At 73.8% G+C, this 25,143-nt stretch carries 22 protein-coding genes and 2 pseudogenes; 12 read left to right on the forward strand and 12 right to left on the reverse strand.

What is annotated here, in order from left to right:
* Positions 1-65: 65 nt before the first annotated feature.
* Positions 66-557 carry an inorganic diphosphatase gene (locus FHS37_RS11625; protein WP_159538844.1) on the reverse strand — a complete coding sequence of 164 codons (492 nt, stop codon included), beginning with the start codon at positions 555-557 and terminating at the stop codon, positions 66-68.
* Between the two features lie 79 nt (positions 558-636).
* Between FHS37_RS11625 and dacB the strand changes: the two genes are divergently transcribed.
* From dacB to folE, 6 genes are all read left to right on the forward strand, one after another.
* Positions 637-2,262: a D-alanyl-D-alanine carboxypeptidase/D-alanyl-D-alanine endopeptidase gene (gene dacB, locus FHS37_RS11630; protein WP_184819816.1), complete on the forward strand. Its 1,626-nt coding sequence runs from the start codon at positions 637-639 to the stop codon at positions 2,260-2,262.
* Between the two features lie 62 nt (positions 2,263-2,324).
* The gene (locus FHS37_RS11635) at positions 2,325-3,458 is read left to right on the forward strand and encodes an Rv3626c family coenzyme F420 biosynthesis-associated protein (RefSeq protein ID WP_184819818.1); all 1,134 of its coding nucleotides are present in this window, start codon (positions 2,325-2,327) and stop codon (positions 3,456-3,458) included.
* A 190-nt stretch (positions 3,459-3,648) separates the two neighbouring features.
* Positions 3,649-4,674, forward strand: a complete 1,026-nt coding sequence (tilS, locus tag FHS37_RS11640; RefSeq protein ID WP_184819825.1) for a tRNA lysidine(34) synthetase TilS — start codon at positions 3,649-3,651, stop codon at positions 4,672-4,674.
* Between the two features lie 59 nt (positions 4,675-4,733).
* Positions 4,734-5,294 (forward strand): hypoxanthine phosphoribosyltransferase, encoded by a 561-nt coding sequence (gene hpt, locus FHS37_RS11645; RefSeq protein ID WP_184820056.1) that lies wholly within the window; start codon positions 4,734-4,736, stop codon positions 5,292-5,294.
* A gap of 187 nt (positions 5,295-5,481) precedes the next feature.
* Positions 5,482-7,521, forward strand: coding sequence for an ATP-dependent zinc metalloprotease FtsH (gene ftsH, locus FHS37_RS11650; protein WP_184819827.1), 2,040 nt, complete (start codon positions 5,482-5,484; stop codon positions 7,519-7,521).
* Positions 7,522-7,661: 140 nt separating this feature from the next.
* Complete coding sequence (gene folE, locus FHS37_RS11655) at positions 7,662-8,267, forward strand: GTP cyclohydrolase I FolE (RefSeq protein WP_184819829.1); 606 nt, start codon at positions 7,662-7,664, stop codon at positions 8,265-8,267.
* A gap of 18 nt (positions 8,268-8,285) precedes the next feature.
* On the opposite strand, the gene FHS37_RS11660 is transcribed toward folE, so the two are convergent.
* From FHS37_RS11660 to FHS37_RS11685, 6 genes and pseudogenes are all read right to left on the reverse strand, one after another.
* A complete protein-coding gene (locus tag FHS37_RS11660; RefSeq protein ID WP_184819831.1) occupies positions 8,286-8,774 on the reverse strand; it encodes a DUF3180 domain-containing protein in 489 nt (162 codons plus the stop codon).
* A 55-nt stretch (positions 8,775-8,829) separates the two neighbouring features.
* Complete coding sequence (folK, locus tag FHS37_RS11665) at positions 8,830-9,441, reverse strand: 2-amino-4-hydroxy-6-hydroxymethyldihydropteridine diphosphokinase (RefSeq protein WP_184819833.1); 612 nt, start codon at positions 9,439-9,441, stop codon at positions 8,830-8,832.
* Complete coding sequence (gene folB / locus FHS37_RS11670; protein ID WP_184819835.1) at positions 9,438-9,797, reverse strand: dihydroneopterin aldolase; 360 nt, start codon at positions 9,795-9,797, stop codon at positions 9,438-9,440. The genes folK and folB overlap by 4 nt, the downstream gene beginning before the upstream one ends.
* A gap of 171 nt (positions 9,798-9,968) precedes the next feature.
* Positions 9,969-10,472, reverse strand: a complete 504-nt coding sequence (locus FHS37_RS11675) for a nuclear transport factor 2 family protein (protein WP_184819838.1) — start codon at positions 10,470-10,472, stop codon at positions 9,969-9,971.
* Entirely contained in the window at positions 10,469-11,383 is a 915-nt protein-coding gene (gene folP, locus FHS37_RS11680; RefSeq protein WP_184819840.1) for a dihydropteroate synthase, read from the reverse strand. Before folP ends, FHS37_RS11675 begins: the two co-directional genes overlap by 4 nt.
* Positions 11,384-11,439: 56 nt before the next feature.
* A pseudogene (locus tag FHS37_RS11685) lies at positions 11,440-12,973 on the reverse strand (phosphatidylglycerol lysyltransferase domain-containing protein); the annotation flags it as partial.
* A 190-nt stretch (positions 12,974-13,163) separates the two neighbouring features.
* On the opposite strand from FHS37_RS11685, the gene FHS37_RS11690 reads away from it, so the two are divergent.
* A complete protein-coding gene (locus FHS37_RS11690) occupies positions 13,164-14,504 on the forward strand; it encodes a hypothetical protein (protein WP_229890126.1) in 1,341 nt (446 codons plus the stop codon).
* Between the two features lie 86 nt (positions 14,505-14,590).
* On the opposite strand, the gene FHS37_RS11695 is transcribed toward FHS37_RS11690, so the two are convergent.
* Both FHS37_RS11695 and FHS37_RS11700 read right to left on the reverse strand, forming a co-directional pair.
* Positions 14,591-15,925, reverse strand: a complete 1,335-nt coding sequence (locus FHS37_RS11695; protein ID WP_184819849.1) for a PH domain-containing protein — start codon at positions 15,923-15,925, stop codon at positions 14,591-14,593.
* Positions 15,922-16,434 carry a PH domain-containing protein gene (locus FHS37_RS11700; RefSeq protein ID WP_184819857.1) on the reverse strand — a complete coding sequence of 171 codons (513 nt, stop codon included), beginning with the start codon at positions 16,432-16,434 and terminating at the stop codon, positions 15,922-15,924. Before FHS37_RS11700 ends, FHS37_RS11695 begins: the two co-directional genes overlap by 4 nt.
* Positions 16,435-16,465: 31 nt before the next feature.
* Between FHS37_RS11700 and FHS37_RS11705 the strand changes: the two genes are divergently transcribed.
* Positions 16,466-17,617 (forward strand): NADH-quinone oxidoreductase subunit D, encoded by a 1,152-nt coding sequence (locus FHS37_RS11705; RefSeq protein ID WP_184819859.1) that lies wholly within the window; start codon positions 16,466-16,468, stop codon positions 17,615-17,617.
* 33 nt (positions 17,618-17,650) lie between these two features.
* Here FHS37_RS11705 and FHS37_RS11710 read toward each other — a convergent pair whose 3' ends face one another.
* Complete coding sequence (locus FHS37_RS11710; protein ID WP_221499723.1) at positions 17,651-18,694, reverse strand: SAM-dependent methyltransferase; 1,044 nt, start codon at positions 18,692-18,694, stop codon at positions 17,651-17,653.
* 232 nt (positions 18,695-18,926) lie between these two features.
* Between FHS37_RS11710 and FHS37_RS11715 the strand changes: the two genes are divergently transcribed.
* The 3 genes and pseudogenes from FHS37_RS11715 to FHS37_RS11725 all read left to right on the forward strand — a co-directional run.
* Entirely contained in the window at positions 18,927-20,129 is a 1,203-nt protein-coding gene (locus FHS37_RS11715) for a sensor histidine kinase (RefSeq protein WP_184819861.1), read from the forward strand.
* Between the two features lie 49 nt (positions 20,130-20,178).
* A complete protein-coding gene (locus FHS37_RS11720; protein WP_184819863.1) occupies positions 20,179-20,850 on the forward strand; it encodes a response regulator in 672 nt (223 codons plus the stop codon).
* 38 nt (positions 20,851-20,888) lie between these two features.
* A pseudogene (locus tag FHS37_RS11725) lies at positions 20,889-21,527 on the forward strand (ATP-binding protein); the annotation flags it as partial.
* 31 nt (positions 21,528-21,558) lie between these two features.
* Here the strand turns inward: FHS37_RS11725 and FHS37_RS11730 are convergent.
* Complete coding sequence (locus tag FHS37_RS11730) at positions 21,559-22,665, reverse strand: DUF5937 family protein (RefSeq protein WP_184819865.1); 1,107 nt, start codon at positions 22,663-22,665, stop codon at positions 21,559-21,561.
* Positions 22,666-22,747: 82 nt separating this feature from the next.
* Positions 22,748-24,001 carry a threonine aldolase family protein gene (locus tag FHS37_RS11735; RefSeq protein WP_184819867.1) on the reverse strand — a complete coding sequence of 418 codons (1,254 nt, stop codon included), beginning with the start codon at positions 23,999-24,001 and terminating at the stop codon, positions 22,748-22,750.
* Between the two features lie 194 nt (positions 24,002-24,195).
* On the opposite strand from FHS37_RS11735, the gene FHS37_RS11740 reads away from it, so the two are divergent.
* Positions 24,196-25,122 carry a Rossmann-like and DUF2520 domain-containing protein gene (locus FHS37_RS11740; RefSeq protein ID WP_184819869.1) on the forward strand — a complete coding sequence of 309 codons (927 nt, stop codon included), beginning with the start codon at positions 24,196-24,198 and terminating at the stop codon, positions 25,120-25,122.
* The last annotated feature ends 21 nt before the right edge of the window (positions 25,123-25,143 follow it).

Consider the following 25,143-nt stretch of genomic DNA (forward strand, 5'->3'; position numbering starts at 1 on the left):
GGACAGCGGGACGGGCCGCACGCGTGCGCGTGCGGCCCGTCCCGCTGTCCGTGCGGGGCGGCGGCTCAGTGGCCGCCCTGCTCCTCGAAGCGCTTGTAGGACCGCTCGATCTCGGCCTCGGCGTCCACCCGGCCCACCCAGTTGGCGCCCTCGACCGACTTGCCCGGCTCCAGGTCCTTGTAGACCTCGAAGAAGTGCTGGATCTCCAGGCGGTCGAACTCGGACACGTGGTGGATGTCCCGCAGGTGCTCCACGCGCGGGTCGGTCGCCGGGACGCACAGCAGCTTGTCGTCGCCGCCGGCCTCGTCCGTCATGCGGAACATGCCGATCGCGCGGCAGCGGATCAGGCAGCCGGGGAACGTCGGCTCGTCCAGGATGACCAGCGCGTCCAGCGGGTCGCCGTCCTCGCCGAGGGTGTTCTCGACGAAGCCGTAGTCGGTCGGGTAGGCGGTCGAGGTGAAGAGTCGACGGTCCAGGCGGATCCGACCCGTCTCGTGGTCCACCTCGTACTTGTTCCGCGAACCCTTCGGGATCTCGATCGTGACGTCGAACTCCACCGGTGGCTCCTCCATGATCAGCACATAGTTCTGGTGGTTAAGTGTCCCTCACGCAGGTGTGTGTTCGCGAAAGGGGCTGGTGGTCGTGCCGGAGCTGAGGCCGTGGCGGGCCGCGGGACCGCACGTGGTGCGGATCGCGGACGCCGTGCGACCGCGTCTCGCCCGGGCCGCGGAGACCGTACGACCGCGCCTCGCGCGCGTCGCCGCGGCCGCCGGGCCGCGGTCCGCGCGGCCGGACCGGCCGGGGTCACCGCGGGTCCCGCGGGTCGTACGGCCGAAGACCTGGCAGTTCACCGCGACCGCCGCCACCGCCGGTCTGGCGCTGGCCGCGGGTGTGGTGACCGCCGCCGGTCCCTGGGACTCCACCGGTCAGCGTACGGCCGAGCGGGACCGGGCCGTGGCCCTGGAAGCCGCGCGTGGCGCAGATCACGGTCGCGCCCGTGCCCACGCCGGCACGCCGCCCCGCGGGCCCCGGACCGCCCCGCCGGCCGCCTCCGTGCTCACCGGCCTCGGCGGCACCGCCACCGCCGTGCGGACGGCGCCCGGCGGCAAGGCGCTCACCGACGTCCTGGGCCCGCTGCTGAAGACCCCGGCGCTCGGCCGCCACTCCGCCGCGGTGGTCGACGTGACCACCGGGAAGCGGCTGTACGGCACCGGCGCCGGCGACGCGCTCGTCCCCGCCTCGACCACGAAGATCGCCACCGGCGTCGCCGCGCTCTCCGCGATGGGCGCCGACCACCGCCTCACCACCCGCGCCGTCTACGAACCCGACACCGGGGAGGTCGTCCTGGTCGGCGGCGGCGACCCCACCCTCACCGCCCGCAAGGAGACCGGCGACCTCGCCGGCCTGCGCGACCTCGCCGGGCGCACCGCCGCCGCCCTGGCCAAGCGGGGCGTGCGCGAGGTGACCCTCTCCTACGACACGACCCTCTACCGGGGCACCACGGTCCACCCGATCGGGGTCAACCCCAACCTCGCCGCCGTCACCCCCCTGATGGTCGACGAGGCCCGCACCGACGACTCCACCAGCGGCCCCGCCCCGCGCGTCGCCGACCCGGCGGCCGACGCCGCACGCAAGTTCGGCGGGTTCCTCGGGGAGCACGGCATCAAGGCCACGCCCCCCGGCCCGTCGAAGGCCACCACCCGCGCCGGCACCCTCGCCACGGTCTCCTCGCCGCCGCTGGCCGTCCTCGTCGAACGGATGCTGACCCACAGCGACAACGACCTCGCCGAGGCCCTCGCCCGCCACACCGCCCTCGCGACCGGCAGGAACGCCGACTTCGCCGGCGCCGGCGCGGCCGTCACCGCCCAGCTGAAGAAGCTCGGCCTCCCCGTGAAGGGCGCCGTCTTCAAGGACGGCAGCGGCCTCGACCGGGGCGACCGGCTCACCGCCGACCTCCTCACCGCCCTGCTCGTGAAGGCCGGTGACCCCGCCCACCCCGAGCTGCGCCCCGTCCTCACCGGGCTGCCCGTGGCCGGCTTCACCGGCACCCTCGCCGGCCGCTACGCCGACGGGGCGGCCGGTGTCGTACGCGCCAAGACCGGCACGCTCACCGGCGTCAACTCCCTGGCGGGCACCGTCGTCGACAAGGACGGCCGGCTGCTGGCCTTCGCCTTCCTGGCGAACGGCACCACCGGTCCGGCGGCGGCCCAGTCCGCCCTGGACGGAGCGGCCACGGCACTGGCGGCGTGCGGCTGCCGGTGACCGCCCGCCCCGGCTGCCTCGCCGCCCTGCCCCAACCCCGGGCACTCACGTACCGTTGACGCATGACGAGCATCGGTGGTGCTGCCTCTTCCGGGATGGTCGACTGGAATCTCGCGGTCGCGACCGCGACCCGGCTCATGCGGCCGGGCCCCGACGTGAGCCGCGACGAGGCCCGGGCCGTCGTCGCGGAGCTGCGCCGGCACGCGAAGGCCTCGGAGGAGCACGTCCGGGGCTTCACCCGCCTGGGCACCGAGGAGACCCACGACACGCCCGTCCTCGTCGTCGACCGCCCCGGCTGGGTCCGGGCCAACGTCGCGGGCTTCCGCGAACTGCTCAAACCGCTCCTCGACAAGATGCAGGAGCGCCGCGGCAACAGCCCCGGCAACGCGGTCCTCGGCGCCGTCGGCGGCAAGGTCACCGGCGTGGAGCTGGGCATGCTGCTGTCCTTCCTCGCCTCCCGCGTCCTCGGCCAGTACGAGACCTTCGCCCCCGCCACCCGCGACCTCCCCGCGGGGGAGAACGGCGGCGGACGGCTGCTGCTCGTCGCGCCCAACATCGTCCACGTCGAACGCGAACTCGACGTGGAACCGCACGACTTCCGTCTGTGGGTGACCCTGCACGAGGAGACCCACCGCACCCAGTTCACCGCCGTGCCCTGGCTGCGGGACCACCTGGAGGGCGAGGTCCAGTCGTTCCTGGGGGAGACCGACGTCGACCCCATGACCGTCCTGGAACGCGTCCGCGAAGCCGCCCAGTCCCTCGTCGGCGGCCGTCCCGAGGGCGAGGAGGGCGACGACGGGCGCTCCCTCGTCGAGCTCGTGCAGACCCCCGCCCAGCGCGAGATCCTCGGCCGCCTCACCGCCGTGATGTCCCTGCTGGAGGGCCACGCCGACTTCGTGATGGACGGCGTCGGCCCCGAGGTGGTGCCGAGCGTCGCCGAGATCCGCGAGAAGTTCCAGCAGCGCCGCGCCAAGGGCGCCTCCCGCCTGGACCTGGCCCTGCGCAAGCTGCTCGGCCTGGACGCCAAGCTCCGCCAGTACCGCGACGGCGAACGCTTCGTGCGCGCCGTCGTGGAGGAGGTCGGCATGGACGGCTTCAACCGGGTGTGGACCTCGCCGAACACGCTCCCCACCAAGGCGGAGATCGCCAAACCGGCGGACTGGATCACACGGGTGCACCGCAAGCCCGACGCGTGAGACCCGCGCACCCCGCGAAGCGAAACAGGCCGACGGCATGCGGACGTCCCTTCAATCACCCGTCCGAGGGACCGTGAGTCACGGGTAGGCGTGCAATGCTCGAGGAACGGCCCGGTTCTGTCACCATCTACACACTCTGAGTGACCGGCATCGGGTTCACCCCCCGAAAACTTCATGAAGGGAACCGGACATGGGTCCCCATCCTGCGGTCGCGGCGATACGCCTGGCGGTCCGCCGCGTCCTGAACGACATCCTCGACGACCACGGCCGGACCCCCGGCCAAGCCCCGGACGAGCGTCCCCCCTCCCCGCTCGTGCTCGTGGCCTGCTCCGGCGGCGCCGACTCCATGGCCCTCGCCTCCGCCCTCGCCTTCGAGGCCCCCCGGCTCGGCGTCCGTGCCGGCGGTGTCACCGTCGACCACGGCCTCCAGGCCGGCTCCGACCTGCGCGCCGCCGAGGTCGTCCAGCGCCTGCGCGAACTCGGCCTGGACCCCGTCGAGTCCGCCGCCGTCAGCGTCGGCCGCGAGGGCGGGCCCGAGGCCGCCGCCCGGGACGCCCGCTACGCCGCCCTCGACGCCGCCGCCGAACGGCACGGCGCCGCCGCCGTCCTGCTCGGCCACACCCGGGACGACCAGGCCGAGACCGTCCTGCTGGGGCTCGCCCGCGGCTCCGGCATCCGCTCCCTGTCCGGAATGGCCGCGGTCTCGGGGGCCGGCGGCCGTTACCGGCGCCCCTTCCTCCAGCTCGACCGGCAGACCGCCCGCACGGCCTGCATGGCCCAGTCCCTCCCCGTCTGGGACGACCCGCACAACGCCGACCCGGCCTACACCCGCTCCCGCCTGCGCCACGAGGGCCTGCCCGCCCTGGAGAAGGCCCTCGGCAAGGGGGTCGTCGAGGCCCTCGCCCGTACGGCCCAGCTCTCCCGCGACGACGCCGACGCCCTCGACGCCTGGGCCGGCCGGGCGGTGGCCGGCGTCCGCGACGCCGACGGCCGCCTGGAGTGCGCCGGACTCCACGCCCTGCCGCCCGCCGTGCGCCGCCGCGTGCTGCGCCGCGCCGCCATCGAGGCCGGCGCCCCGGCCGGCTCGCTGTTCGCCCGCCACATCGAGGAAGTGGACCGGCTGATCACCGGCTGGCGCGGACAGGGGGCCATCAACCTCCCCGGCAAAGTCGTCGTCCGGCGCCAGGGTGGCAGACTGGTGATTCGGCAAGGCTGAATCCTCACCCCCGGCAGCGTCGCGGACGTACGGGGCAGCCGGTGGGACGACCGAAAGTGATGCGGGTGGACGCGAAAGACATGGGTGCCGACCTCGAGAAGGTGCTCATCACCAAGGAAGAGATCGACGCCAAGCTGGCGGAGCTGGCCGCGAAGATCGACGCGGAGTACGCGGGCAAGGACCTGCTGCTCGTCGGCGTCCTCAAGGGCGCGGTGATGGTCATGGCCGACCTCGCCCGGGCGCTGTCCACCCCCGTCACCATGGACTGGATGGCCGTATCCTCGTACGGGGCGGGCACCCAGTCCTCCGGTGTGGTGCGGATCCTCAAGGACCTCGACACCGACATCAAGGGCAAGCACGTCCTCATCGTCGAGGACATCATCGACTCCGGCCTGACCCTGTCCTGGCTGATCTCCAACCTCGGCTCGCGCGAGCCCGCCTCCCTCAAGGTGTGCACGCTGCTGCGCAAGCCCGAGGCCGCCAAGGTCGCCATCGACGTGGAATGGGCCGGGTTCGACATCCCCAACGAGTTCGTCGTCGGCTACGGCCTCGACTACGCCGAGAAGTACCGCAACCTCCCGTTCGTCGGTACGCTCGCGCCCCACGTCTACGGCGGCTGAGTCCCGGGACCCGTCCGCCGTACGGTGATCGGGAACCCCAGCGGGCTCGGCGGCGTTGGAGCATGCGTAGACGCGTTTGCCGGCCGTCCCACGCAGCTTCGGGGGACAATGCTGGGGTACCGTCCGAAGAACAGCCTTTATCAAACTCACTATGGCAGGAGGGACGGGGCGGCACCGCTCCGTATGGATGGACGTGAAGCGATACTTCCGTGGGCCGGTCATGTGGATCGTGCTGGCCGTCCTTGCCGTGGTCGTGTTGATGCAGGTCGTCGGCTCGTCCGGCGGCTACAAGACGGTGGACACGGGCCAGGTCGTCCAGGCGATCAATGAGAACAAGGTCGAGTCGGCCAAGCTGACCACCGGTGACGAGCAGACCATCAAGGTCCAGCTCAAGGACGGCGTCAAGGTCGAGGACAGCTCGAAGATCCAGGCGAGCTACATCGGTGACCAGGGCGTCACCATCGCCAACACGCTGCAGGACAAGTTCCAGAACGAGCAGATCCCGGACGGCTACACGGTCTCGCCGTCCAAGCAGAACCCGTTCGTGAGCATTCTGCTGTCGCTGCTGCCGTTCGTCCTGATCGTGGTCGTCTTCCTGTTCCTGATGAACCAGATGCAGGGCGGCGGCTCCCGCGTCATGAACTTCGGCAAGTCCAAGGCGAAGCTCATCACCAAGGACACCCCGAAGACGACGTTCGCCGACGTCGCGGGCTCGGACGAGGCGGTCGAGGAACTCCACGAGATCAAGGAGTTCCTGCAGGAGCCGGCGAAGTTCCAGGCCGTCGGCGCCAAGATCCCCAAGGGCGTGCTGCTCTACGGCCCGCCCGGCACCGGCAAGACCCTGCTCGCGCGTGCCGTCGCGGGCGAGGCCGGTGTCCCCTTCTACTCGATCTCCGGTTCCGACTTCGTCGAGATGTTCGTCGGTGTCGGTGCCTCCCGGGTCCGTGACCTGTTCGAGCAGGCCAAGGCCAACGCGCCCGCGATCGTCTTCGTCGACGAGATCGACGCGGTCGGCCGCCACCGCGGCGCCGGCCTCGGCGGTGGTCACGACGAGCGCGAGCAGACCCTGAACCAGCTCCTCGTCGAGATGGACGGCTTCGACGTGAAGGGCGGCGTGATCCTCATCGCCGCCACGAACCGCCCGGACATCCTCGACCCGGCCCTCCTGCGCCCCGGCCGCTTCGACCGCCAGATCGCGGTCGACCGTCCCGACATGCAGGGCCGCCTGGAGATCCTCAAGGTCCACCAGAAGGGCAAGCCGGTCGCCCCGGACGTCGACCTGTCGGCCGTCGCCCGCCGCACCCCCGGCATGACCGGTGCGGACCTGGCCAACGTGCTGAACGAGGCCGCGCTCCTGACCGCCCGCAGCGACCAGAAGCTGATCGACAACAAGATGCTGGACGAGGCGATCGACCGCGTGGTCGCGGGCCCGCAGAAGCGGACCCGGATCATGTCGGACAAGGAGAAGAAGATCACCGCGTACCACGAGGGCGGTCACGCCCTGGTCGCGGCGGCCTCCCCGAACTCCGACCCCGTCCACAAGATCACCATCCTGTCCCGGGGCCGCGCCCTCGGCTACACGATGGTGCTGCCGGACGAGGACAAGTACTCCACGACCCGCAACGAGATGCTGGACCAGCTCGCCTACATGCTGGGCGGCCGCGCGGCCGAGGAGCTCGTCTTCCACGACCCGACCACCGGTGCCGCCAACGACATCGAGAAGGCCACCGGACTGGCCCGCGCGATGGTCACGCAGTACGGCATGACCGAGCGTCTCGGCGCGATCAAGTTCGGCGGCGACAACACCGAGCCCTTCCTCGGACGTGAGATGGCTCACCAGCGCGACTACTCGGAAGAGGTCGCCGCGCTGGTCGACGAGGAGGTCAAGAAGCTCATCGAGACCGCGCACAACGAGGCGTGGGAGATCCTCGTCGAGAACCGCGACGTCCTCGACAACCTCGTCCTGGCCCTCCTGGAGCGGGAGACCCTGGGCAAGGAGGAGATCGCCGAGATCTTCGCCCCGATCGTCAAGCGCCCGCCGCGGCCCGCGTGGACCGGTTCCTCGCGCCGTACGCCGTCCACCCGTCCGCCGGTGCTCTCCCCCAAGGAGCTGGCCCTGACGAACGGCGCGAACGGCGCGACGCCGGCGATCACCACCGCCAAGAGCACCGCGGCGGAACCCGCCCCGGCGCCCGAGCGGGCCACGGAGGACCGCCCCGAGAGCTGATCCGGAGCTCCCGCCGGCCCCACCGGGGCCGGAATGACTGCCGCGCCCCCCTGGTTCTAGCCTGGGGGGCGCGGCATGTGCGTACCCGTAGTTGAGACGCGTGCCCCCTCACGTACGAAGGCACAGGAACGAGGCACCCCATGACCGACCCCGTGACGCTGGACGGCGCAGTCCCCCTCGGCGAGTTCGACGAGAAGCGGGCCGAGAACGCCGTACGCGAACTCCTGATCGCGGTCGGCGAGGACCCCGACCGCGAGGGACTTCAGGAGACACCGGCGCGGGTGGCGCGGGCGTACAGGGAGATATTCGCCGGTCTGTGGCAGAAGCCCGAGGACGTGCTGACGACCACGTTCGACATCGGCCACGACGAGATGGTGCTCGTGAAGGACATCGAGGTGTACTCGACCTGTGAGCACCACCTGGTGCCGTTCCGGGGCGTGGCGCACGTCGGGTACATCCCGGCCACCAGCGGGAAGATCACGGGCCTGTCCAAGCTGGCCCGGCTCGTGGACGTCTACGCCCGGCGTCCGCAGGTGCAGGAACGGCTCACCACGCAGATCGCGGACTCCCTGATGGAGATCCTGGAGCCGCGCGGAGTGATCGTGGTCGTGGAGTGCGAGCACATGTGCATGTCGATGCGCGGTATCCGCAAGCCCGGTGCCAAGACCCTCACCTCTGCGGTGCGCGGCCAGCTGCGGGACGCGGCGACGCGCAACGAGGCGATGAGCCTGATCATGGCGCGCTGACGGTCGCCTCCGACCGTCTCACCCGGCCGGGGCGGCCCCCGCCCCGTCGTTCTCGTCGTCCTCCGGGAGCTTGCAGACGCGCTCCAGGAAGATGGCCGCCGCTATGACGGCGATGCCCGCCAGGACCGAGAAGCCGGCGTAGACGGCCTGGTCGCGGCGGGCGGGGATGTCCAGGGACTCCAGGAGGAAGACGCCCGTGCCGCCGTACATGCCGGCGACGAGGGCGGCGACCAGGGCGCTGGCCTGGCCGAAGACGACCGCGCGGGCCGCCATCAGCGGGTCCACGCCCTTGGCCTCGGGCCGCCGCTCGCGCTGGTCCTTGAGGCGGGCGCGCAGCGAGAGCGCCGTGGCCGCGAGGACCACGGCGATCAGCGCCAGGACGATGGGCGCGGCCACGGGCACGCTCGGCAGGGTCCCGAAGGAGTTCCAGAGGCGGGCGCCGGCCCAGGACAGGATCCCGGCGACGGCGAAGACGCCGGCCAGCACCCTGATGCGCAGCTGTTTCACGGTGTCCCTTCGGATTCCCCGGTGCCCCGGAATGTGGTCGTGTCGACCTTAACGGCTACTCGGGCAGCCGGAGTTCCAGGTCCTCGCGGAGAGTCACGCCCTCGCGGGTGACCGCGTCGAGGAGTTCGCCGACCGGCCCGCGGCCGGGGAGCTCCGCCCCGGGGTCGACGTCGTGCCAGGGCGCGAGCACGAAGGCGCGTTCGTGGGCGCGGGGGTGGGGGAGCGTGAGGTGCGGGTCGTCGGAGCGGACGTCCGCGTAGGAGACGATGTCCACGTCGAGGGTGCGGGGGCCCCAGCGCTCGTCCCGGACCCGGCGGAAGGCCTCCTCGACGGCGTGCGCCCGCTCCAGCAGGGAGGACGGGGGCAGGGTGGTCCTCAGCACCACGACCGCGTTGAAGTACGAGGGCTGGCTGCCGGGCTCGACGCCCCACGGCTCCGTCTCGTACACCGGTGAGACGGCCTTGACGCGGACGCCCGGGGTGTCCTCCAGGGCGTCGACGGCCCCCTGGAGGGTCTCCAGGCGGTTGCCGAGGTTGGCGCCGAGGGAGACCACGGCCCGTTTCGGGTTCTGCAGGGTGGTGTCGGCGGCGTCGACCTGCTCGACCACGGAGGCGGGGACGGGCTGAACGGTCGGGTCGGTGGGGCCCTCGGTGAACGGCCTGGTCATACGCGGCTCCGGGTGATGGTGACGGTCACGTCGTCGAAGGGCACGGTGATCGGCGCGTCCGGTTTGTGGACGCAGACCTCGACCTCCTGGACCCCGTCGTGCTTCAGACAGACCTGGGCGATGTGCTCGGCGAGGGTCTCGATGAGGTTGACGGGCTCGCCCTCGACGACCGCCACGACCTCCTCCGCGACGATGCCGTAGTGCACGGTCCTGGTCAGGTCGTCGTCGGCCGCGGCCGGCCGGGTGTCCAGGCCGAGGACGAGGTCCACGATGAAGGTCTGGCCCTCCTCGCGTTCCTTCGGGAACACACCGTGGTACCCGCGGGCCTTCAGGCCGCGCAGCGCGACACGATCCACACGAATCACTCCTGCAGTCGTCGGTCCGGCCGGTCGGTGCCGTGTGCGGGCGGCACACCGGCCCGAGGTCGAGGCTACCCGGGAGCACCGACGGAGCCGGGGCGCCGGGGGCGCCTCGTCCTTGCCGGGGGTCCTTGTTCTCGAGGTGTTCCCCTGATTCCCCCTACCCGTTCAGGCGGGGGTGTCGTCGTCCTCCGCCTCGTCGTTCTCGGCGAGGACCGGGGAGGCGTGGTGGGACCAGAGCTTCCAGCCGTCGGAGGTGCGCCGGAACACATTGGTGGCGACGACGATCTGCCCGACCAGGGGGCCGAGCTCCTCGCCGGCCTCGGGGGCGGGACCGCCGCTGAGGATGTTCTCGGTGCAGGTGACCAGGGCGGTGTCGCCGGTGACCGAGACGTGCACGTCGGTGAGGAAGAACTGGATGTAGTCGGTGTTCGCCATGATCAGGGCGTACGACCTCAGGACCTCGCCGCGTCCGGTGAGCACGGGCCAGCCGGGGTGCACGCAGGAGACCACACCGGTGTCCGCCGGGTCGTGGTACGTCTCGTCGACGCCGAGGTCGGCCGGGGTGAGCCAGAGTGACGCCACCTCCTCGAAGTCACCCCGCTCGAGTGCCTCGTAGAAGGCGGTGTTGGCGGCTTCGACCTGCTCGACGTCGGTGTGGGGGGCGCTCACCGGGCTCCTTCTGCGCCGTGGGCGCCGGGCGCGGGGGGAGTGCCGTCCGGTGTGCGCGCCTGCTCGACGGCGCGCACGACGCGCACGGCGTCGGCGGTCGCGCGGACCTCGTGCACGCGGACCGCCCACGCGCCGGCCTGCGCGGAGAGGGCGGAGACGGCGGCGGTGGCGGCGTCGCGTTCCCGGGCGGGCGGGAGCGCGCTGTCCGGGTCGGCCAGGACGCGGCCGAGGAACCGCTTGCGGGAGGCGGCGACGAGCAGCGGGTGGCCGAGGCCCAGGAGCCGGTCGAGGCGGGCCAGGAGGGCGAGGTCGTGGTCGGCGTCCTTGGAGAAGCCGAGGCCGGGGTCGACGATCACGCGGTCGGCGGCGATGCCGCCCTCCAGAACGGCCTCCACGCGTGCGCGCAGCTCGTCCACGACCTCGGTGACGACGTCCGTGTAGGCGCCCCGGACGTTGCCGCCCTCCAGGAAGCCGCGCCAGTGCATGACGACGAAGGGGGCGCCGGCGGCGGCGACGACGCCGATCATGGCGGGGTCGGCGAGGCCGCCGCTGACGTCGTTGACGAGGGCGGCGCCGGCCGCGAGGGACTGTTCGGCGACGGACGCGCGCATGGTGTCGACGGAGATCGTGACGCCCTCGGCGGCGAGGCCGCGGACCACGGGGATGACGCGCTTGAGCTCCTCGGCCTCGTCGACGCGGGTGGCGCCGGGGCGGGTGGACTCGCCGCCCACGTCGATCAGGTCCGCGCCCTGGCTGACCAGGTCGAGGCCGTGCTTCACGGCGGTCGTCGTGTCGAACCAGCGGCCGCCGTCGGAGAAGGAGTCGGGGGTCACGTTCACGACCCCCATGACCGCGCAGCGGTCCCAGTGAGGAAGGCCCGCGACCCGGGGGCGTCCGCTGTGGTTGCTCATATGTTCAGCGTAGGCCCAGGGCGGTGCGCGGGTGCCCCCAGGCCGGACGGGCGGTTCCCCCGGGCCGTGCGGACGGTGCTCCCCGCCGTGCCGCGGGAGCGTGTCGCCGCCGTCCGGTGGCCGGCGGACCGGTGGACGGCCCGGTGGGCGCAGGGGCGCGGGACCGCCCGGAGCGCGGCCGCGGTCAGCAACTCGTCCCTCCCCGGCCCGGCACCGGCCTTGTGCGCGGTGGCGACGACGCGGTCGCCGCGGGCCGGGTCGCCGAGGCGGCCCGGTGGATCCGGTCCGGCTCGGCCCCGCCGAGGTCACGGACGCGTCGTACCCGGGTCGCGCGACCGGTCCGCTCGATGCGCGCGACCGTCTGGCGCACCTTGCGCACCGCGCGGCCGGTGGGGGAGGAACCCCCGACGTCCACGACCGCCCCGTCGCCGGGTTCCAGGGCGTCGAGTCCGGTCTCCCGGGCCCACACCTCGCCGCCGGTCCCGGAGCAGCCCATGACCGCGGGCGTCCGGGAGTGGGCCCTGGCCTCGTCCATGAAGCGCTCGATGGCGCCGGGCCAGGCCGCGACGTCGCCGATCGGGTCGCCGTCGGCGATCATCACCCCGCCGACCACGCGGTAGGTGACCGCCGCCCTGCCGCTGGGGGAGAAGACGACGGCCTTGTCGCGGCGCAGTGCGGAGCGGCCCGGGGAGGGCCGGCCGCCGTGCCGGGCGAGCAGGGCGCGCAGCCGCTTCTCGTCCTCCTCGGTGAGCCGGGCGGCCGGGTGCTCGGGCCGGAGGGCCAGGAAGACGGTGGTGACGGCGGTGAGCAGGCCGAGCGCGCCGAGGCAGAAGGCGACCGTCCAGGAGGTGTCGCCCCGGTAGTCGACCGGGCCCTCGAGGCCGAACAGGCCGTACAGCACGTGGGCGAGGCGGTCGGCCAGGCTCGGGTCGCCGACCAGGCTGCCGGGGTGGGCGCTGACGACGACCAGTCCCAGCAGCAGCGAACCGGCCCCCATGAGGACGAGGTTGGCGAGCGCGCGCCACCTGCTGCGCGGGTCGGGCAGGGCCGCGAACCGGTCCCGGTGGAGCAGCAGGGGAGCGAGCAGCGCGAGCGGGACCAGGACGCCCAGGAGGGAGTGGCGGTAGGCGAACTGGGCGACCGCGCCGACCGGCAGCAGGACGACGGCGGCCCGCCAGGCCCGGCGCTCGCCCCGTTCGAGTCCGCGCGCGAGCAGCAGCAACAGCACCCCGGCACCGAGCGAGAGGGCGGCCGCGAACGGGCCGAGCGCGCCGGGCAGTCCTTCGGCGGCGTGCACGCGGTCGTGCCGGAAGCGGGGGAGGGTGCCCGCGGCGACGTCCAGGAGGCCCGCCAGGGCGCAGGCCCGGCCGACGAGGACGGGGAAACCGTCCCGCGGCCGGTCCGTGGGCCGCGGGACCCGGCCCGGCGTTTCCTCGTCCGTCCTGACAGACATCGCATCCCGTGGTTCCGCGAGAGACCTTGGATCCGGTGCCGATTCGGGCATCCGGCGACATTGCGCCCTCTAGGACGGCGTCTCCGGGGGAGAGGTTCACTTCGCCGGGGCGGAGCCGTTTTCGAAGCCGAGGACACGTCGGAGAAAAAATGATCTTGATAATTCCGACGGTGTGTCTATTCACGTTCGGACCGAGTTCGCTGATGTCCTGTGAAACCCTCGGCGTGGCTTTGTTTTTACGGGGCGGGGCACCATCATTCGCCTACGCGCGGTAAGTTTCTGGCCATGCCACGTGGACGTCACCGTCATTCCCCTCCCCTGCACAGGATGCTGCCCCCGTCGGCGATCGCAGGCGTCTCCGTCGTCTGCGCCCTGGGGCCCTGGGTGTTCACGCAACCGATGGTGCTCCGTGTCCTGGCCCTGGCCGCCGCGGTCACGGCGGTCGTCGGCGCGGTCGTCATGCGGCACTGGGACACCCAGGCGGGCAAACGCGTCGCCGACCTGACGCGCGCGCGTGCGAGCGACGAGTGGCGCTTCGAGGAGCGGGTCGCCGAACTGGAGTCCGACCTCGAGGAGTCGCGCGAGCTGCGCATGAAGCTGGAGCAGCGGCTGCGCGCCAAGCGCGCGGAGCTCGCCGGACTGCGCAACGAGCACGCGGCGCTGCTGCGGCGGTACGCCGCGGCGGAGGCCGACCGGGCGAGCGTCCTGGAGGACCGCCGGGTGCTCGAGATCGAGGCCGCGGTTCCGGCCCGTGCGCTGCCGGCGGGGACGTCGGCGACCGAGCCCGGTGCGGGGTCCGCTCAGGAGCGGCCGGCGGAGACGCCCGCGGGGGCGGCGTCCGTGCCCGCGGCCAGGAACGGGAGCGGGACGGCGGCCGAGGACGGGACCGCCTCCGGGGAGGCGGCCGCGAGCGGGGACACCGGCACGGAGCCGAAGGCTCCGGCGGTCTTCTCGCCGGAGGGGTCCAAGCTGTTCCTGCGGGCCGGCGCGGCGCTGGCGCGGTTCGCCGCGGCCGGTGACACCGAAGCCTCCGGGAGCGCCGCGTCCTCCGGGCCGGCCGGGTCCTCGGACTCCGCCGCGTCCTCCGGGCCCGCCGGGTCCTCCGACTCCTCCGACGACGGTGCCGACCCCGTCATACCCGCGCAGACCGACGACGCCCCGAAGCGGGAGGGCTCCCCGAAGGGGTTCCGGACCCCCGAGGACGACGGTCCCGGGCCCCCGCGGAAGCGGAAGCCGGAGCAGACGCAGGAGGACGAGGCCGAGGGGCAGCCCGGGGCGGTCGGCGAGCACGAGCACACGACCGCCTCCCCAGCCCCGGCCGCCGCCCCGGACCGGTCCGGACGGCAGCCCTCCGGGCACTTCACCGTGCCGACCGCGGTGGCGGTCGTACCGCCGACCGCGCCCGTACGGCGCCCGGTGGCCGAGGGCGGTTTCGACTTCTTCGGCACGCAGAAGGGCACCGGACGGTCCGCCGTGGAGGCCGTGCAGAACGAGGACCTGGCCGACGTCGTCGGGCAGGAGGCGCTCGCGCTGCACAAGGCCGAGGCCGAGGCGGGGTTCAAGCCCGCCGACGAGGACGCGCGCGGAGTCGGACAGGTCATCGACCTGACGGTGCACGACGAGACGGAGCAGATCGACGTCCAGGGACTGCGCAGCGCGGTCTCCTGAGGCACCGGTCACCCCGACGGGGCCCCGCACGGACGACGTGCGGGGCCCCGTCGTCGTACCGCGCCGTGCCGCGCCACTCCGTGTCCCTATGCCATCCAGCGGTCCGGGCGGGCGTCCCGGCGGCTCGTGCGGGACCTCTCCGCCTGGGCCCGCAGCAGGTCAGCCGCCTCGCCGGCGTCCCTCAGACGGGCCGTCACCGACTTGTTCGCCCCGGTGTCCACGTGGACGTCGGCGACGCCCCGGGCCCGCTGCCAGGGCCCCTGCACCAGCCGTACGCTCTGCACCTTGGCGTGCGGCACCAGGGCCAGGCTCCGCCGCAGCAGCCCGTGGCGGGCGGCGAACACCGCGTCGGTGACGGCGAGTCCGTAGCCGCGCCACCAGAGCGGTACGCACCACCGCGCGCGCCGCGGCGGCCGGACGAGCGCCTCGCGCGGCGGCACGCTCACCCCGGGCAGCACCCGCGCGACGACCGACTCGGCGATCTCGCGCGGAGCGACCGGCAGCAACAGGGAGTTGGACGACCCCGCCACGTCCAGCTCCACGCGCACCCACCCCCGCCGCCGCCACAGCAGCGGCTCGACGACGCGCACGGTCTGCACCCGCCCCGGCGGCACCGTCTCGTGCGCCCGGTCCAGCAGTCCGTGGTCGATGCGCAGCCCGTCGGGCGACTCGCCCACGGTCCAGTCGTACTCGGTGACGAACCGGCCCACGCTGCTCGCGCCCGCCGCGCCGAGCAGCGGCACGGCGGCGGCGAGCACCGTCCACAGGCTGTGGGTGGCGGTCCACAGCAGCGGCAGCGCGACGGCGGCGACGACGAGCCACCCCCAGGTCGCGCCGGTCAGCACCAGGGCGACGGCGAGCACGCCCGGCGGTACCCGCAGCATCTGCCGGGACGGTGCCTCGCCGACCTCGTGCGCGGTCTCGGGCGCGAAACCGGCCGCCCGAGCGAGCAGTTCGGCGCGCAGCGCACGCGCCTCGTCGGCACCGAGGAAGGCGAGTTCGTCCTTCTTGTCGGTGCCTATGACGTCGAGCTTGAGTTTCGCCACGCCCGCGACCCGCGCGAGCAGCGGCTGGGTGACGTCGATGGCCTGGATCCGCTCCAGCCGGATGTGCGCGGTGCGCCGGAACAGCAGCCCGGTGCGGATGCGCAGTTCGCTGTCGGTCACCGCGAAGTGGGTGAACCACCACGTCAGGAAGCCGTAGAGGGCGGCGGCCGGGAGGAGCACGGCGAGACCGATCAGCAGGGTGGCGGGCGTCAGCCGGGTCAGCTGGCGCTGTGCCTGGTCGGGGTCGTGCAGGGCCCACCCGATCAGCACCGCGACGGGCGCCCACGCCCTCCTGAGCGGCGTGACGGGGTGCAGCCGCCGCTCGCCCGCGGGGCGCCGCCCGCGCACGTCCTCGTGGACGCCGGGGGCCGTCACAGTCCCGCCGATCGGGCCTCGCCCAGCTCGGTGAGCCGGTCGCGCAGCCGTTCCGCCTCGGCCGGGTCGAGGCCGGGGATGGTCGCGTCGGTCGCCGCGGCCGCCGTGTGCAGCTGCACGCTGGCCAGGCCGAAGTGCCGTTCGACCGGCCCGGAGGTGACCTCCACCAGCTGCATCCGCCCGTACGGCACGACCGTCTCCTGGCGCCACAGGACGCCCCGGCTGATCAGCAGGTCGTCGGCGCGCTCGGCGTACCGCCAGGAGCGCCAGTTGCGCTCCAGCAGCACCCAGCCCCAGCCCATGAGGGCCAGCGGCAGCACCGCGAAGGCGGCCCAGCCGGGCCCGGCCAGCAGTCCCGGGACCAGGGCGGCGGCCAGGGTCAGCAGCCCCAGCCACACCACCAGCATCAGCCGCCGCAACCGCAACAGCCCCGGGGGCAGGGCGATCCACACCGGTTCGCCGCTGTCCGTCCCCGTGGTCCCCGTGTCGTGCCCGCTCCCCGTCTCCATGGGGCCAGCGTACGTAGGGGAGACTGTGTCCATGACTCCTACGACGGAGACCATGGTCGGTATCGGCGGCGCCGCGGAGAGCACCGACATGGTGCTCAACATCGGGCCCCAGCACCCGTCCACGCACGGAGTGCTGCGCCTGAAGCTGGTCCTGGACGGCGAGCGCATCACCCGCGCGGAACCGGTGATCGGCTACATGCACCGGGGCGCGGAGAAGCTGTTCGAGGCGCGCGACTACCGCCAGATCATCATGCTGGCCAACCGCCACGACTGGCTGTCGGCCTTCTCCAACGAGCTGGGCGTGGTCCTCGCCGTGGAGCGGATGCTCGGCATGGAGGTCCCCGAGCGCGCGGTGTGGCTGCGCACGCTCCTCGCGGAGCTGAACCGGGTGCTCAACCACCTGATGTTCCTCGGCTCCTACCCGCTGGAGCTCGGCGGCATCACCCCGATCTTCTACGCCTTCCGGGAGCGCGAGGAGCTCCAGCACGTCATGGAGGAGGTCTCCGGCGGGCGGGTGCACTACATGTTCAACCGGGTGGGCGGCCTCAAGGAGGACCTTCCGGCCGGGTGGACGGCACGCGCGCGCGGCGCCGTCGCCGACGTCCGCTCCCGCATGGACCGCTTCGACGACCTGGTGCTCGGCAACGAGATCTTCCGGGGCCGCACGCGCGGCGTCGGCGTCCTGTCCCCGCAGGCGGTGCACGCGTACGGGGTGAGCGGGCCGATCGGGCGCGCCTCGGGCGTCGACTTCGACCTGCGCCGCGACGAGCCGTACCTCGCCTACGGCGAGCTGGGGGACGTCCTGAAGGTGGTGACCCGCGAGGAGGGCGACTGCCTCGCCCGCTTCGAGTGCCTCCTGGAGCAGACCCACAACGCCCTCGACCTCGCCGACGCCTGCCTCGACCGGCTCGCCGAGCTGCCCCCGGGCCCGGTCAACCAGCGGCTCCCGAAGGTCCTCAAGGCGCCCGAGGGACACACGTACGCGTGGACCGAGAACCCGCTCGGCATCAACGGCTACTACCTGGTCAGCAAGGGCGAGAAGACCCCGTACCGGCTGAAGCTGCGCTCGGCGTCCTACAACAACATCCAGGCGCTCACCGAGCTGCTGCCGGGGACGCTGGTCGCCGACATGGTGGCGATCCTGGGGTCGATGTTCTTCGTGGTGGGCGACATCGACAAGTGACCCCCCACCGGGAGCGGGTGACCCCCGCCGGGATCAGCCGGCGAGCACGTCCGGGATCCCCACCGGCTGCACCAGCCACCCGAAGTCGCCGAGCCCGCCCGGCGCGGTGAGTTCGGCGGCCTGGGAGGCGTCCGCGAGGGCGCGCACGTACCCGGCGGGGTCGGTGGACGCCAGCGCGAGCGGCGGGCGGTCGCCGGTGAGGTCCAGGGCGCGCAGGGCGTCCCGCTGGGACAGCAGACGGGTGCCGGGGAGCGCGCGGGCCGCGGCGCAGGCGTCCAGGGCGACGTGCGCGGTGATGTCGCACGACCCGTCCGGCACGGGCGTCGTCTCCCGCCCCTCCCGGAAGCCGGTGAGCGTCCCGAACGGCGGCCGCGCGCCGGCCGCGTGCGCGTAGTCGACGGCGACGGCGAGCCCGCGTGCGAGCGTCCCGGCCGCCGCGGCCCAGGCCCGGTCGCGGGGCAGCCCGATCTCCGCCCGCAGCCCTTCCCCGGCCCCCAGCGGCCACCACCGCGCCAGCCACCGCGCCCCGTCGCCCGCGACCGGTTCCCCGAGCCGTTCCGTCCCGTCCTCCCGCACCAGGACCAGCCGGGGCACGCCCGCCGGGTCCACCTCCACGACGTCCACGGGCACGTTGTCCAGCCACTCGTTGGCGAAGAGCAGCCCCGTGACGCGCTCCGGGGGCTCGGTCCGCCACTCGATCCGGTGATCGAGCCCGGCGGGGCGGTCGGCCAGCTCGACGGCGCGGGCACGCACGCGTGCCGCCACGTCGGCGGGCAGCGCGGCGAGCACACCGGTGACCAGTTCCCCCCGCCCGGCGGCCATGTCCACGAAGTCGAGCACCGCCGGCCGTCCCAGCGCCTCGTCGACCCGGCACAGCAGACGCGCCACGGCCCCCGCGAACAGCGGCGAGGCGTGCACGGAGGTGCGGAAGTGCCCGGCCGGCCCCTCGGGCCTGCGGTAGAAGCCGCCCGGCCCGTACAGCGCGGCGCGGGCCGCCGCGCGCCAGCCGCGCCACTCGCCCCGGTCGTCCTGACCGTCCCGGTCACCCGAGTCACCCCGGTCACTCGGGTCACTCAGGTCACCCCGGTCCCGGTCGAGCCGGTCGCCGTCCGCGGCCCCCTCCGTCACCGGTGCCACCCCCCTTCCGCCGCCGTCGTCACCGGCGTCACTCACCTGTCGTGCCGTTGTCACCGGCCCACATTAGGGGCCCGGACGCGCCGGGCCTCCACCTTGCGGAGTACACGTACCGACCGGGGATCGACCCTCCGGTTGACCCCTGCACGCATTTCGCTTCCCTACGCTGGGTTACGTGCAGCGCCTCTATGACTTCCTCCGCAGGCACCCGGCATGGGTCGACGGCTTCTGGGCCGTGGCCCTGTTCGGGATCTCGGTGCTGAGCGCGGTGCCCGCGGAGGCGGCCCGGGGAACCGAGCTGCCGGTCCTGACCGTGCCGGTCACCCTGTTGCTCTGCCTGGTCGTCGCGCTGCGCCGCCGGATGCCGGAGCGGATGCTGGTCCTCGCCCTCGTCGTGGGCGTGGCACAGCTGATCACGGACGTCGCGACGGTGCCCGCCGACTTCGCCCTGCTGGTGATCGTCTACACGGTCGCGGCGATCGGCGCCCGCTGGGCCTCCCGCCTCGCGCTGACCGCCGGCCTGTGCGCGGCCCCGCTCGCGCAGATGCGCTGGCCCAACAGCGACGTGGGCACGGCGGAGAACATCGCCGTGATGGTCTTCCAGACCGTGCCCTTCGCCCTCGCCTGGGTGCTCGGCGACTCCATCCGCACCCGCCGCGCCTACTTCGCGCAGCTGGAGGAGCGCGCCGCCCGGCTGGAGAGGGAGCGCGAGGCGCAGGCCAAGGTGGCGGTCGCCGCCGAACGCGCCCGGATAGCGCGCGAGCTGCACGACGTCGTCGCGCACAACGTGTCGGTGATGGTGGTGCAGGCCGACGGCGCCGCCTACGTCCTCGACGCCGCGCCCGACCAGGCGAAGAAGGCCCTGGAGACCATCTCCTCCACCGGCCGGCAGGCCCTCGCCGAGATGCGCCGCCTGCTCGGCGTGCTGCGCACCGGCGAGCACCAGGAGGCCGGGGAGTACGTGCCGCAGCCCGACGTGCGGCAGATCGAGGACCTCGTGGAGCAGTGCCGGACCTCCGGACTGCCCGTCGACTTCAAGGTCGAGGGCACCCCGCGCCCGCTGCCCAGCGGCGTCGAGCTCACCGCGTACCGCATCGTGCAGGAGGCGCTCACCAACACCCGCAAGCACGGCGGGCCCAACGCGGGCGCCAGCGTGCGCCTGGTGTACTTCGACGACGGGCTGGGCCTGCTGGTCGAGGACGACGGCAAGGGCGCCCCGCACGAGCTGTACGAGGAGGGCGGCTTCGACGGCCAGGGCCACGGACTGATCGGCATGCGCGAGCGGGTCGGTATGGTCGGCGGCACCCTGGACGCGGGCCCGCGCCCCGGCGGAGGATTCCGCATCAGTGCCCTGCTGCCGCTCAAACCGGCGCACTGACGTCTCCGTGCGCCCCGTGTTGACACCTGTAACGACGGAAGAGGACCCGATGACGATCCGCGTGATGCTCGTCGACGACCAGGTGCTGCTGCGCACCGGGTTCCGGATGGTGCTCGCCGCCCAGCCGGACATGGAGGTCGTGGCGGAGGCGGGCGACGGCGTCGAGGCCCTGGAGGTGCTGCGGTCCACCGCCGTCGACGTGGTGCTGATGGACGTCCGCATGCCCAAGCTCGACGGGGTGGAGACGACCCGCCGGATCTGCGCGGACACCGACCCGCCGAAGGTGCTGATCCTGACCACCTTCGACCTCGACGAGTACGCCTTCTCCGGGCTGAAGGCGGGCGCGTCCGGCTTCATGCTCAAGGACGTGCCGCCGGGCGAGCTGCTCGCCGCGATCCGCGCGGTGCACAGCGGCGACGCCGTGGTCGCTCCGTCCACCACCCGCCGGCTCCTGGACCGCTTCGCGCCGATGCTGCCGGGCACGGGCGGGCAGCCCCAGCACAAGGAGCTGGAACGGCTCACCGAGCGCGAGCGGGAGGTCATGGTGCTGGTCGCGCAGGGCCTGTCCAACGGTGAGATCGCGGCCCGGCTGGTGCTCTCCGAGGCGACGGTGAAGACGCACGTGGGCCGCATCCTGACCAAGCTGGGCCTGCGGGACCGGGTGCAGGTGGTGGTCCTCGCCTACGAGACCGGCCTGGTGCGGGCGGGCGGGCACGGCTGAACGGCCGCCCCCGCACCCCGCGCCGGTAGGGTGCGCCCATGCTGCTGTGGATCAACGGCCCCTTCGGGGGCGGTGATCCGCCTGGCAACAGACCGCACACGGGATACGGCGCCGGCTGTCCGGCAGCGTCGTCTGCGACCCGGAGCACCTCGGCCTCGGCCTCCACCGCATGCTCCCGCCCGGACTGCGCGGCGACTTCCAGGACCTGGCCTCCTGGCGGCGGGGTGTCGTCGAGGTCCTCGACCTGCCCTGACCGGGCACGACGGCGTGGTGATCGTCCCCATGACCGTCACCGACCCCGGCCACTTCGCGGAGACCGTCGGCCGCCTGCGCGAACTCGGTTCGGTCACGACGTACGCCACTTCACCCTCCTCGCCGGACGCGGGACCGTGCTGCGGCGGCTGCGCGAACGCGGTTTCGGGCACCTCCTGCGGTACGTCGGCGGGAAGGACGCGGGCCTGCGCCGGGAGAGCTGGGCCGTACGGCGGCTCGACCACTGCCCGGAGCGGCTGCGCGAGCCGGAGTTCGCCGAGCACCTGTGGACCGACCGCACGACCGTCCCGAGGACGGCGGACCGCATCGCCGTCCTGGCCGGCCTGACCCTGCGCCCCGACGACGAGGGCCCGCTGCGCACCCGGCTGCGGCAGGCGGGCGTCGGCGTCCGCCACATCCGCTTCGGCCGAGGAGCGGGCGCGGGAGCGGGCGCCCTCAGCGCAGGATCCCCTCCAGGAAGTCGCTGCCGAGCCGGGCCACGACCGTCACGTCCAGCTGGTGCAGCACGTACCGCCCGCGGCGCCGCGTGGTGACCAGGCCGGCCTTCTTGAGCACGCCCAGGTGCCGGGATATCTCCGGCGCCGTCACGCCGTGCGCCTGTGCCAGCTCGCCGGTGGTGTACGCGCTGCGGGCGAGATCGCGGCACAGGCGCATGCGGACCGGGTGGGACAGCGCCGTCATCCTCAGGGCCAGCTGCTCGACCGTCGGCGGGGCGGCGAGCTCGGGGGAGCCGACCGGGTAGTGCAGCACCGGCTGCCAGCCGTACCGGTGCAGGACCATCAGGTGCGGCCAGCCCAGGCTGGTGGGGATCAGCAGCAGTCCGCCGTCGGCCGTGGCCGTCCGGCCGTCGCCCAGCTTGTCGACGGTGATCCGGCCGGCGGTCTCGTCGAGCGTCACCGCAGGGGACACCGCGGCCAGCGCCCCGGCCAGCCCCTTGTGCCGCAGCAGGTCGGTCTTGTGGCGGGCGTCCGCGGCGAGCTGGTGGTGCAGCCGGGACCAGGTCTCGGCGAAGAACGCCTCGTCGCAGTCCCGGAGGAACTGCCGCAGCCAGGCCCGGATCCGCGGCGGGTCGGCCAGCAGCCGCTCGGTGAACCGCACCTGCTGCGGCCCCCGCGCGGCGGCCAGCTCCAGCGAACGCCGGCGCAGGCCCTCGTCGGCGAGCGGTCCCGGACCCGGCGTGCCGTAGGGGAACGCGCAGGTGAACTCCAGGGCCGCGGCCACGAACTGCTCGTCCGACAGCTTGTCCAGCAGGTCCAGCTCCTCGGCGAGCGTCCCGCCCGGGAGCGCGCCGCCGCCCGGGATGCCCGCACACGGCAGGAACAGGTCCGAGAACGTCGTCCGCCACAGGAAGTCGGCCTCGCACATCCGGTCCGCCAGATGCGGGTCCAGGCGCGCGGTCACGCCGGTCACCCAGCCCTGGAGGCCCGGATGGTGCCCCGGCTCGGACAGCGCGTGCAGCGCCATGCCGAGCTCGGCCAGGGGCGAGGGCACGACGACGGCCCCCTCCGGCCGCAGCCCCGCGATGTCGATGCTCACGCTCATGCCCACATGGTGCACCCCGCCGCCGACAACGCCGCCCCCGCCGCCCCTTCCCGTCCCGGGGACGCCCCGGGAGGGGCGACCGTCAGGCCCGGACGGACCGTTCCGCGGCTTCCCGGAGCAGCCGCCGCGCGAACTCCTCCGCCGCCGCCCGTACGTCGTCGGCCGTCCACTCCAGGCCCGCGGCCCGCACGTACACCTCCGTGAGGGCCAGCCCGGGCCCCTTCGGGTCCCAGTGGTTGGCGAACAGCACGGTCCCCGTCTCCTCGGCCGACCGGATCGCCGCCTCCGCGGCGACCTCGGCGTCGTACGGGAGCCACACCTGGAAGTCGTGCGTGTGCGGCACCTCGGGGTGGACGCGGGACCAGGGCAGCCCGCCCGCGGCGAGGCCCTCGCGCAGCGCGGCGGCCACCACGCGCGCGTGGGCGGCGTACTCCGGCAGCCGGGGCAGCTCCCGGTCCAGGCCGACGAGGGCCGACAGGGCGGTGGGGAACTGCTGGAAGACGTTGCCGCCGTACCGGTGCCGCCAGGCCCTCGCCTCCTCCACCAGGGTCGCCGGGCCGGCGAGCGCCGCCCCGCCGAAGGCGCCGAGGGACTTGTAGAACGACACGTAGACGCTGTCCGCGAGCCCCGCTATCTCCTCCAGGGACCGGCCGAAGTGCTCGGTGCACTCCCACAGGCGGGCCCCGTCGAAGTGGACGACCGCCTCACGCTCCCGCGCCGCCTCCACCACCTCGGTCAGCTCCTCCCAGGTGGGCAGGACGAAACCGGCGTCCCTGAGGGGCAGCTCCAGCATCAGCGCGCCGAAGGGCTCCTCGAAGTCGCGCACCTCCGCGGCCGTGGGCAGCCGGGGCTCGCTCGTCACCCGCACCGGACGCAACCCGCTGACCCGGCTGAACGCGTTCCGCTCGTACACCTCGGGGTGGCTCAGCGCGTGCAGGGCGACGGCCGGGTTCCCGGTGCGGCCCGCCCAGCAGCGCAGGGCCACCTGCTGGGCCATGGTGCCGGTCGGGAAGAACGCGGCGGCCTCCGTGCCGAGCAGTCCGGCGACCCGCCCCTCCAGGGCCTCGACGACGCCGTCGCCGTAGATGTCGGACATCTCGTCGAGGTCGTACACGCTCCCCGCCGCCTCCAGCAGGGCCAGCCGCTCCCTGAGCGGGGCGACGAAGCCGAGGCGCGCGAGCACGCGCGGGGCGCCGCGCCAGGCGGCGATCCTCCGTTCGCGCAGCGTCGGGCGCTTCCCGCCGCCGGCCTCCGGGCCGGGCGGCCGCTCGTCCCGTACCGTCGTGCCGCTCGTGTCGCTCGTGCTCTCCGCCGCATCGCTCATGGCCGCGATCATCCCGCGCCGCCGTCCGCGCGGGCACCCGCTTTTCGGCACGCGCGTGGGCCGCGTCCCCGCACGCGCGTGTGCCGCGACGACGCACGGAAACCCACAGCCTGTGGACAACCGACCGCGCCCGGAACCGATCGCGTTAACATGACGAGAAATCGTCCGGTACCCCGAGCGGACTGGAACGGGAAGGCCGCCGTCGCGTGAACACAACCCCACAGCCAGATCCCAGGGACCGCCCCGCGCGGCTCACCGTCGGCGTCGTCGGCGCCGGACGCGTGGGTCCCGCGCTGGCCGCGTCCCTCCAGCTCGCCGGGCACCGCCCGGTGGCCGTCTCCGCGGTCTCCGACGCCTCCCGCAGGCGCGCGGAGCAGATGCTCCCCGACGTGCCGGTGGTGCCGCCCGCCGAGGTCCTGGAGCGGTCCGAGCTGGTCCTGCTGACCGTCCCGGACGACGCCCTGCCCGACCTCGTCTCCGGGCTCGCCGACACCGGCGCGGTGCGGCCGGGGCAACTGCTCGTGCACACCTCCGGGCGGTACGGCGCGAGGGTGCTCGACCCCGCCCTGCGGGCCGGTGCGCTGCCGCTGGCCCTGCACCCCGCGATGACCTTCACCGGCACCCCCGTCGACGTGCAGCGCCTGGCCGGGTGCTCCTTCGGCGTCACCGCGCCCGAGGAGCTGCGGCTGGCCGCCGAGGCCCTCGTGATCGAGATGGGCGGCGAGCCGGAGTGGATCGCCGAGGAGAACCGCCCCCTGTACCACGCGGCCCTCGCCCTGGGCGCCAACCACCTGGTCACCCTCGTCGCCCAGTCCCTGGAGCTGCTGCGCACCGCCGGCGTCGAGGCCCCCGACCGGATGCTCGGCCCGCTGCTCGGCGCCGCCCTGGACAACGCCCTGCGCTCCGGCGACGCGGCCCTCACCGGCCCGGTCGCGCGCGGCGACGCGGGCACGGTCGCCGCGCACGTCACCGAGTTGCGCCGGCACGCCCCGCAGACCGTCGCCGGCTACCTGGCGATGGCCCGCGCGACCGCCGACCGGGCGCTCGCCCACGGACTGCTGAAGCCGGAACTGGCCGAGGACCTCCTCGGTGTGCTCGCCGCCGGCACCGACGGCCCGGGGGAGACCCGATGAGCACCCCCGGCCGCCCCACCA

Origin of the sequence: Streptomyces griseomycini, from assembly GCF_014203535.1 — a bacterium.
In the GTDB taxonomy this organism is placed as follows: Bacteria; Actinomycetota; Actinomycetes; order Streptomycetales; family Streptomycetaceae; genus Streptomyces; species Streptomyces griseomycini.